Annotated in this window: 9 protein-coding genes and 1 tRNA gene; 5 read left to right on the top strand and 5 right to left on the bottom strand. The window is 30.9% G+C overall.

Going from position 1 to position 9,166, the window contains the following annotated elements; all coding sequences use genetic code 11:
* The first annotated feature begins 14 nt into the window (after positions 1–14).
* Positions 15–98 (top strand) — tRNA-Leu (locus Q0C58_RS10690).
* Positions 99–401: 303 nt separating this feature from the next.
* Entirely contained in the window at positions 402–599 is a 198-nt protein-coding gene (locus Q0C58_RS10695) for a hypothetical protein (protein WP_290701223.1), read from the top strand.
* 145 nt (positions 600–744) lie between these two features.
* Here Q0C58_RS10695 and Q0C58_RS10700 read toward each other — a convergent pair whose 3' ends face one another.
* Positions 745–1,971 carry a glycosyltransferase N-terminal domain-containing protein gene (locus Q0C58_RS10700; protein ID WP_366841649.1) on the bottom strand — a complete coding sequence of 409 codons (1,227 nt, stop codon included), beginning with the start codon at positions 1,969–1,971 and terminating at the stop codon, positions 745–747.
* Between the two features lie 165 nt (positions 1,972–2,136).
* On the opposite strand from Q0C58_RS10700, the gene Q0C58_RS10705 reads away from it, so the two are divergent.
* The 3 genes from Q0C58_RS10705 (at position 2,137) to Q0C58_RS10715 (ending at position 5,729) form a co-directional block, all read left to right on the top strand.
* On the top strand, positions 2,137–3,294 hold the full coding sequence (locus Q0C58_RS10705) for a DegT/DnrJ/EryC1/StrS family aminotransferase (protein ID WP_290701241.1): 1,158 nt from the start codon (positions 2,137–2,139) through the stop codon (positions 3,292–3,294).
* Positions 3,295–3,434: 140 nt separating this feature from the next.
* Positions 3,435–4,448 carry a UDP-glucose 4-epimerase GalE gene (gene galE, locus Q0C58_RS10710; protein WP_290701244.1) on the top strand — a complete coding sequence of 338 codons (1,014 nt, stop codon included), beginning with the start codon at positions 3,435–3,437 and terminating at the stop codon, positions 4,446–4,448.
* A gap of 3 nt (positions 4,449–4,451) precedes the next feature.
* Positions 4,452–5,729, top strand: coding sequence for an amidohydrolase family protein (locus Q0C58_RS10715; protein ID WP_290701247.1), 1,278 nt, complete (start codon positions 4,452–4,454; stop codon positions 5,727–5,729).
* A gap of 33 nt (positions 5,730–5,762) precedes the next feature.
* Here Q0C58_RS10715 and lspA read toward each other — a convergent pair whose 3' ends face one another.
* From lspA to Q0C58_RS10735, 4 genes are all read right to left on the bottom strand, one after another.
* Positions 5,763–6,248 carry a signal peptidase II gene (gene lspA, locus Q0C58_RS10720; protein WP_290701250.1) on the bottom strand — a complete coding sequence of 162 codons (486 nt, stop codon included), beginning with the start codon at positions 6,246–6,248 and terminating at the stop codon, positions 5,763–5,765.
* Positions 6,249–6,270: 22 nt separating this feature from the next.
* Positions 6,271–7,152 (bottom strand): ACP S-malonyltransferase, encoded by an 882-nt coding sequence (fabD, locus tag Q0C58_RS10725; protein WP_290701253.1) that lies wholly within the window; start codon positions 7,150–7,152, stop codon positions 6,271–6,273.
* Between the two features lie 64 nt (positions 7,153–7,216).
* Positions 7,217–8,128, bottom strand: coding sequence for a M28 family peptidase (locus tag Q0C58_RS10730; RefSeq protein WP_290701256.1), 912 nt, complete (start codon positions 8,126–8,128; stop codon positions 7,217–7,219).
* A 79-nt stretch (positions 8,129–8,207) separates the two neighbouring features.
* On the bottom strand, positions 8,208–8,711 hold the full coding sequence (locus Q0C58_RS10735; RefSeq protein ID WP_290701258.1) for a LytTR family DNA-binding domain-containing protein: 504 nt from the start codon (positions 8,709–8,711) through the stop codon (positions 8,208–8,210).
* Positions 8,712–9,166 lie beyond the last annotated feature (455 nt).

Consider the following 9,166-nt stretch of genomic DNA (forward strand, 5'->3'; position numbering starts at 1 on the left):
TTAAAATATACCAAGCTGAAGTGGTGGAATTGGTAGACACGTTGGACTTAAAATCCAATGTCCATTAGGACGTACGGGTTCAAGTCCCGTCTTCAGTACAGATGAAAAGTCGAAACGAAAGTTTCGACTTTTTTGTTTTATAAAGTTAAAGAATACCCATATTAAAGCATTTTTAGAACAAAAAGTAATTTCATTTTAAGATTTTTTTCTTTAAAATATCAAAATGAAATTTAATCAAGCAATTCTTTATTTGCTAATAGCAACTAACTTAAGTTTGGAACTAAAAAAATCGCCTAAATAAATTTAGACGATTTTAATAAAATAATTTTATAGATAAATATTATAATTTATCTGCTCCTTTTTTTAGTGCATCACCAGCTTTTTTTGCACTATCTTCAATTTTGTTTGCACCATCCTTTATAGCTTTAGCACCATCTTTAATTGCCTTTCCAGTTGTATCAACAGCATCACCTGCAGCATCTCCTAAAGCATCTCCAGCATTTTCAAGTGCATTACCTGTTGCATCAGCAGCATTTCCTACAGCATCTCCAACAAAATCAGCTCCTTCTTTTAACTTCTCTACAATAAGTAAACGTTAAGCTTAATGCTAATAATAAAGCAGCGCTCAATAATAAATTTTTAATTGGTTTTTTAATTTTAAATTAATTAAGGTCGTGAAATTACTGTTTTGAAAATCAAATTTAAATTTTAACATTTTATCGATAAGTATACTAATACTTTAGTCTAATTATGTAAAAAATCTAGTATATGGACTACTGCTCCTTTATTTTTATTTATAAAATTGAAATTTTTATCTCCACATTTATTCATTAAAACTCTGTCAGCTAGGAAAAGATTTAATGTTTTAGTAAGTTCACTTTGGTTAGATATAGAAACCATTCCCTTATTGTCAATCATTTTTTGTGCTTCAGGGAATTTTAAGTGATTATTACCTATTATTATTGGTATCCCAAAAACTGCAGCTTCTAGTGTATTGTGTAAGCCGGTTTTTCCCATTGCTCCACCAACATAAGCGATGTCTGCGTAATTGTAAACTTTCGTTAATAAGCCAATAGTATCTAATATAAGTACTTGATAGTTAGAGATTTTCTTTTCTTCTTTTTCTGTAAATAAAATACAAGTTTTGGAAATACTATGTTTTAAACCTTCAATTTGGCTAGATTTTATGTTATGTGGAGCAATAATAAATTTAACATCTTTATTAGCTTCATTATTTATATAATTTACAATTAGTTTTTCGTCTTCAGGCCAAGAACTTCCTATAACAGCACACAAATTATCTCCTTTAAATTTTGAAACAAAATCTAAAGTATTGTCTTGTGTTAATTGGTTTGTTACGCGATCAAATCTAGTATCACCAGAAACCGTTACTTTACTATAGCCTATGTTTTTTAGTAGTCTTTTAGACGCTTCATCTTGTGTAAAAATATGATCAAAAGCAAATAAAGCAGACTTGGTGTTTTTTCCATACCACTTAAAAAATGATTGGTTTTTTCTAAATGCAGCCGAAATTAATACTACTTTTAATGTTCTTCTTTTTAATTCATTTAAAATATTTGGCCATATTTCATATTTTACAAAAACGGTTAATTCAGGATGTGCTAAATTTAAAAAGCGCTTAGCATTTGCTTTTGTATCTAGAGGAAGGTAAACCACAACATCTGCAAAAGGAGCATTTTTTCTAATTTCATAACCAGAGGGAGAGAAAAAAGATAATATTATTTTATGCTTAGGATAGTCTTTACGTAATGCATTAAAAACAGGTAAGCCTTGCTCATATTCACCTAAAGAAGCACAATGGAACCATAATGTTTTATCATTAGTATTTATATTTTCTTTTAGTTTATTAAATGTTTCTTCACGACCATTAATACCAAGTTTTATTTTGGTATTAAAAAGTCCAATAATTTTTAGAATAAAACTGGCAATGTAAATTACTAAGGAGTACAATAAATTCAACTTTGAAAATGCTTTGTGCTAAAATACATAATTCATTGTTTAGCATTTACGAATTTTGTAAATTCGTGTCATAAAACGCACATGTTTTAAATATTAACGTTAATAAAAATGGTTAATAACAATAGCATGTGACCTTTAAAATAATATATTGAGCAGATGAAAAAAATACAAATGGTTGATCTAAAAGGTCAATATGCCGAAATAAAAGATGTTGTAAATAGTGCTATTCAAGAGGTGATTGATACTACTAGTTTTATTAATGGACCTCAAGTTAAAGCGTTTCAAAAAAACTTAGAAACCTATTTAGGAGTTAAACACGTAATACCATGTGCAAATGGTACAGATGCTTTACAAATAGCCATGATGGGATTAGGTCTAAAGCCAGGAGATGAGGTTATTACTGCAGATTTTACTTTTGCAGCAACAGTAGAAGTTATTGCACTTTTAAATTTAACACCAGTTTTAGTAGATGTTAACCCAGACGATTTTAACATTAATATAGAAGCCGTTAAAAAAGCAATTACGCCAAAAACAAAAGCTATTGTACCTGTTCATTTATTTGGACAATGTTCTAATATGGAAGCATTAATGGCTTTAGCCAAAGAGCACAATTTATATATTATAGAAGATAATGCACAAGGTATTGGAGCAAAATACACCAATAGTAAAGGCGAAAAAGCAATGTCTGGAACTATTGGTCATGTAGCATCAACCTCTTTTTTTCCATCTAAAAACTTAGGCTGTTATGGAGATGGAGGAGCGATTTTCACTAATGATGACGATCTAGCACACATAATTAGAGGTGTTGTAAACCATGGTATGTATAAACGCTATCATCACGATGTTGTAGGTGTAAACTCGCGTTTAGATTCTATTCAAGCTGCAGTTTTAGATGCTAAATTACCACATTTAGACACCTATAATAATGCGCGTAGAAATGCTGCAAGAGCCTACAATAAAGCATTTGTAAACCATGAAAAAATTACAACACCAAAAACTGTTAATAAGTGTGATAGTATTTGCGATACTTGCGATTGCCATGTATTCCATCAATATACTTTAAAAATTGAAAACTCAGACAGAGACGCACTTGCAAAGCATTTAAACGATAATGGAATTCCATGTGGTGTTTACTATCCAATTCCATTACACAAGCAAAAAGCTTATGCAGATTCGAGATATAATGAAGCAGATTTTAAAGTAACCAATCAGCTAATTAAAGAAGTTATTTCGTTGCCAATGCATACAGAGTTAGACAATGAGCAAATAGATTTTATTACCAAAACAGTAATAGAATTTGTAGATAATAATTAGGGCGAGCCTCTTGGCTTTTAGTAGCCAAAAGTCAGGCTGTACACTATATCTTTTTTGCTTAAAAAAGTAAAAAAGGATGCCGTTTCCATCCTTTTCGCAAGACTAGAACTAGTCTTAAATTAAAGATTAAGTTTTAAAATATGGCAAAGATATTAGTAACAGGAGGATTAGGTTATATTGGTTCTCATACTGTAGTTGCACTTCAAGAAGCAGGTTTTAAAGTTGTTATTGTAGATAATTTGTCTAATTCTTCAATTAAAGTATTAGAAGGTATAGTTGCTATAACTAAACAAACACCCGAATTTGAAAATTTTGATTTAAGAGATAAACAAAGCACTGTTGCCTTTTTAAAGAAACACAATGATATTTCTGGAGTTATTCACTTTGCAGCAAGTAAAGCAGTAGGCGAAAGTGTAGAAAACCCATTGTTGTATTACGAAAACAATATAAACACTTTAATTTATTTGCTTCAAGAATTAAATAGAAACGGGAATACAAATTTTATATTTAGTTCGTCTTGTACTGTTTATGGCCAAGCAGACGTTATGCCAATTACAGAGGCAGCACCAATAAAATTAGCCGAATCTCCTTACGGAAACACCAAGCAAATTGGAGAAGCTATTATTAAAGATGTTTGTAACGCAAATAAAAATTTTAATGCTATTGCATTACGTTATTTTAATCCTATTGGAGCGCATAGTTCTGCAAAAATTGGAGAATTACCAATTGGAGTACCACAAAATTTAATACCATATATTACGCAAACTGGAGCTGGAATTAGAGAGCAACTCTTTGTTTTTGGAGATAATTATCCAACAACAGATGGAACTTGTGTTCGCGATTATATTCATGTTGTAGATATAGCAAATGCACATGTAATAGCACTACAGCGTTTGTTAAATAAAGAAAATCAAGACAACTTAGAAGTCTATAATTTAGGAACTGGAATTGGCAGTACAGTGTTAGAGGTTATAAAGTCTTTCGAGCATGTTTCAAATAAAAAATTAAATTATAAAATTGTAAATAGGCGAGAAGGAGACGTTATCTCTGCTTATGCAAATACAAAAAAAGCAAATAATACATTAGGTTGGAAAGCCAAATCATCTTTAGATGATGCCATGCTTTCCGCTTGGAAATGGCAACAAACATTATAATCTATGAAAAAGCTACTCTTAATTTTTACATTATTATTATCAATAGTAATCACTGCTCAAAATACGTATCTACATTGTGGTAAATTAGTAGATACAAAATCTGGAAAAGTATTAACAGAGAAAACAATTATTGTTTCTGGTAAAAAAATAATTGCAATAGAAAATGGATATGTTAATCCAAAAAACAGCAACGATACTATTATTGATTTAAAATCGAAAACAGTAATGCCTGGTTTAATAGATATGCATGTGCATATAGAATCTGAAACCAATCCAAAAAAATATCTTGAAGTTTTTACTCAAAACGAAGCAGATGTAGCATTTTCTTCAACACAATATGCTAAAATTTCTTTAATGAGTGGTTTTACAACGGTTAGAGATTTAGGTGGTTCTGGAGTAAATGTTGCCTTAAAAAAGGCAATTGCTTCTGGTAAAATTGTTGGACCACGAATTTTTACAGCAGAAAAGTCGTTAGCAACAACTGGAGGTCATGCAGATCCTACTAACGGTTATCGTAGAGATTTGGCTGGAAATCCTGGTCCAAAAGAAGGTGTTGTTAATAGTGTGGAAGATGCAAAAAAAGCAGTGCGTCAACGCTATAAAAACGGAGCAGATTTAATTAAAATTACAGCAACTGGTGGTGTTTTAAGTGTCGCTAAAAATAGCTCAAATCCGCAATTTACTTTAGAAGAAATAAAAGCAATTTGCGACACAGCAAAAGATTATGGTTTTCATGTTGCTGCTCATGCTCATGGAGACGAAGGCATACAACGTGCTATTTTAGGAGGTGTAAAAACGATAGAGCATGGCACACTTATGAGTAAGGAAACTATGGCGTTAATGAAAAAGCACGATGTGTATTTAGTACCAACCATTAGTGCTGGAAAATTTGTTTCAGAAAAAGCAAAAATTAAAAATTACTATCCAGATATTATAGTTCCAAAGGCTTTAGATATTGGACCAAAGCTGCAAGATATGTTTGGACGCGCTTACAAAGCAGGAGTTGGTATTGCTTTTGGTACTGATGCTGCTGTGTTTTACCATGGAGATAATGCAAAAGAATTTGGTTTTATGGTTGAAGCTGGAATGCCAGCTATAGAAACCATACAAAGTGCAACTATTACAAATGCAATGATTCTAAAAATGGAAGATCAATTGGGACAATTAAAAACTGGATTTATAGCAGATATAGTAGCTACAAACGATAATCCAATAGATAATATTAAAACTATGGAGAATGTTGTTTTTGTAATGAAAGAAGGTAAAGTTTATAAAGACTAACTATTAGTTTTAAGATTTAAAACACTAGTTGTTTTATTCTTTTGTCTTTTTAAAATTTCCTAAAATTAATAAGCCCATTCCAACCATTACAGACATGTCTGCAATGTTAAAAATACCTGTTCTAAATACGCCTCCTAAATCTATGTGCCAGAAATCTGTTACTTTTCCATAAAGTATGCGGTCGTATAAGTTTGCTATTCCACCACCAATAATACAACAGAAACCAATTAGAGAAAACTTATCTAAAGCTTTATCTTTAAAAACATGAAACAATACTAATGTTAGTACCACTACTGGTAAAACATTAAGTAATATGATTTTTAAAACAGGACTAAAGTCGCTACCTAAACCTAAAAATGCGCCTTCATTTTCTACGTTATGTAGTGTGAAATAATTACCAAAAATTTCAGCTTTACTTCCTGCAACAACATTTGCTCTTACCCAAAATTTTGAAATTTGATCTATTGCAATATTGAATATAATAAGTAAAACAATAAATAGTGTTCTATTTTTTTTCATGTAATTTCTATTTAAGAAGTACTTATAGTGTTGCAGAAGCAGTTTCAGCTTCTTTGTTTATTTTCTTTACCAAGCCTTGTAATACTCTGCCTGGTCCAACTTCTGTAAATAAAGTTGCACCATCTGTAATCATTTGTTCTACAGATTGTGTCCAACGTACAGGTGCCGTTAATTGCGATATTAAATTCTTTTTAATATCATTTTCATCTAAAATAGCACTTGCAGTTACATTTTGGTAGATAGGACAATTAGGTTTGCTAAAAGTTGTGTTTTCTATAGCAGCTGCTAGTTCTTCGCGAGCAGGCTCCATCATTGGAGAATGAAATGCACCACCAACTGGTAACACTAAAGCACGTCTTGCTCCAGCTTCTTTAAGGCTTTCGCAAGCTTTATTAATAGCATCAATTTCTCCAGAAATTACTAATTGTCCTGGACAATTATAATTTGCTGCAACAACAATACCTTGCGTGTCATTACATATTTTTTCAACTATGTTATCTTCTAAACCTAAAACAGCAGCCATTGTACTTGGTTGTATTTCGCAAGCTTTTTGCATAGCTAAAGCACGTTGTGATACTAAGCGTAAACCGTCTTCAAAAGTTAAAGCACCATTAGCAACTAATGCAGAAAATTCTCCAAGAGAATGTCCTGCAACCATATCTGGTTTAAAGTTATCACCTAAAGTTTTAGCTAATATTACAGAGTGTAAAAAAATAGCAGGTTGTGTAACTTTAGTTTCTTTTAAAGCTTCAGCAGTGCCTTCAAACATAATGTCTGTAATATGGAAACCTAAAATCTCGTTAGCATCTTCAAATAAATGTTGAGCTTCTGGTAAGTTCTCGTATAAGTCTAAGCCCATTCCTGAGAATTGAGCACCTTGACCTGGAAATATATATGCTTTCATTGTAACAAAGTTTAGTGTTGCAAAAATAAGAATATTTATGGTCTAAGGAAATTGCTAAGACTGTTTATTCCAATTCGGTCAATGTTTCATATACAGTATTTATTACTTGTGTCATTTTAGTAATATTTAAGGTTTTCACTGTGTCGCTAGAATTATGGTAGTTTTTATTTCGATAAAAAGCAGTATCAGTAATCATAAGAGCACTATAGTCAAAACTCCAATAATTTAAGTGATCAGAAAAGTCAACTCCAGTTATAGATTGTGGTATAGAGATCTCTTTTGTTTCAATATGCCTTTTTTTAATAAAAAGCGTAGAGAACTTTCGTGCAAACGTTCCTTTCTTTAATTTATTTACAATAGAAATATAATTCCCTTTATTTCCATAAAATTTAGAAAGATCATTTCTTGGATATTCTTGCGAATGTTCTGCGTCGTCAAAGTAACCAATCATTTCTAAGCTAATCATACCATAGACGTTAGTCTTCTTGTTTTTTAAAGATTTTGCATGTATGTAACTACCCATATATTTTGTTCTAAAAAAAGGAGGTTCTTCTAAGGTATAAGCAACAATCTCTATTTTATATTTTAAAGTTTTATCTTTTAACAGCCTAGCTAATTCCAATAAACCAGTCACTCCACTTGCATTATCGTCTGCGCCTTCTTGATCTCCACAAACATCATAATGCGCACCAATTACTATAGTTTGAAGATTATGACTTCCAAAAGAGCAAATTACATTTTTATATGTTTTACCGTTTGCTTTAAATTTTTGATAATATGTTGAATCTGCATAAGTATTAAATTCATTATAGATATAACTTGCAACTTGATTAAGAGTAGCAATGTTTTTGTAGTTTCGTGCTTTTTCCGTTTTGGTTATTTTTATAAGATGTTCTTTTATTTTTAAAGAATCTGAAGTTTGAGAATAGATAAATTGGAAGCTACACATAAGTAGAATAGATAGTGAGTTTTTCATAGGAATAGATTATAATTAAAATCCAAAACTAATCTATAGTGGTTCACTTTAGCTGTGATATAAAGCCTTATGTGGTAGGTTATTGCTTTTTTGTGGTGGAGTTAATAGCGTGTTTTACGTTTTCAATATAAGTTTTTGAAACAGGTATCGTTATGTCATTTTTTAAAATCACTTCTAACTTATTTTTACCGGAATTCCATTGTTTAAAATGAAATGGATTTATTAAGTAGGAGCGATGCGTGCGTAATAAATTAGGAAATGTTTTTTCAATATTTTTTAATAGCGCTCTAATAATAGCTTTTTTTATAATTCCTGATTCTAGATATAAAACTTCGATATAATTATCCGAAGATTTTATATAGACTAAATCATTAAAATTTATGCGTAAATTATCATAATTGCCTGAGCCTTTTATTTCTATTTTTTTACGAGCTATCCTTTTTTGAGAATAGCGTCCCAAGGTCCATCGAACAATTATTATAAGTGGTAGTAAAGTTAAAACTGCAGGAATATAGAATTGTTTCAAAAAAACTATGGACAGGATAAAGTTTAGTTCGTATGCAAATACTAAGTTAGAAAACATGTAATTTGTTAAAATGAAAGTATTTATAATAAATATAATCAAGAAAACAGATTCATCCTTTATATGCCAAATACCATTGTTTTTTTTGTAGTAGTAATTTTGAAACGGTAAAAGAATAGCGTAGCATAAAAATATAATTAAGCTATAAAGCGGAAGGTATTTTAATTTTTCAGAAGTGTTGAACATTTGAATTCCCAACGGTTCCGTATAAAAAAGAAATATAAATATCCAGATAGAAAAGACTATGCCAATAATTAAATGGCGCTTTATGGAGGAATCAAAAGGATATCGTGTTCTCAAATAATATATTTTTTACAATCCAACCACAGCAGCTTCGGCACAGCGTTCACCATCCATTGCAGCACTTACAATTCCGCCAGCATAACCACCACCTTCACCACAAGGGAATAAGTTTGAAATTTCTGGATGTTCTAAAGTTTCGTTACGTGGAATAT

Origin of the sequence: Lacinutrix sp. (assembly GCF_023299985.1) — a bacterium.
In the GTDB taxonomy this organism is placed as follows: domain Bacteria; phylum Bacteroidota; class Bacteroidia; order Flavobacteriales; family Flavobacteriaceae; genus Lacinutrix.

What these genes read in the sequence shown, in the direction of transcription:
- fabD (WP_290701253.1), bottom strand. Translation starts at nt 7,152, where the DNA reads ATGAAAGCATATATATTTCCAGGTCAAGGTGCTCAATTCTCAGGAATG.
- Q0C58_RS10735 (WP_290701258.1), bottom strand. Translation starts at nt 8,711, where the DNA reads ATGTTTTCTAACTTAGTATTTGCATACGAACTAAACTTTATCCTGTCC.
- Q0C58_RS10715 (WP_290701247.1), top strand. Translation starts at nt 4,452, where the DNA reads ATGAAAAAGCTACTCTTAATTTTTACATTATTATTATCAATAGTAATC.
- Q0C58_RS10730 (WP_290701256.1), bottom strand. Translation starts at nt 8,128, where the DNA reads ATGAAAAACTCACTATCTATTCTACTTATGTGTAGCTTCCAATTTATC.
- Q0C58_RS10705 (WP_290701241.1), top strand. Translation starts at nt 2,137, where the DNA reads ATGAAAAAAATACAAATGGTTGATCTAAAAGGTCAATATGCCGAAATA.
- lspA (WP_290701250.1), bottom strand. Translation starts at nt 6,248, where the DNA reads ATGAAAAAAAATAGAACACTATTTATTGTTTTACTTATTATATTCAAT.
- galE (WP_290701244.1), top strand. Translation starts at nt 3,435, where the DNA reads ATGGCAAAGATATTAGTAACAGGAGGATTAGGTTATATTGGTTCTCAT.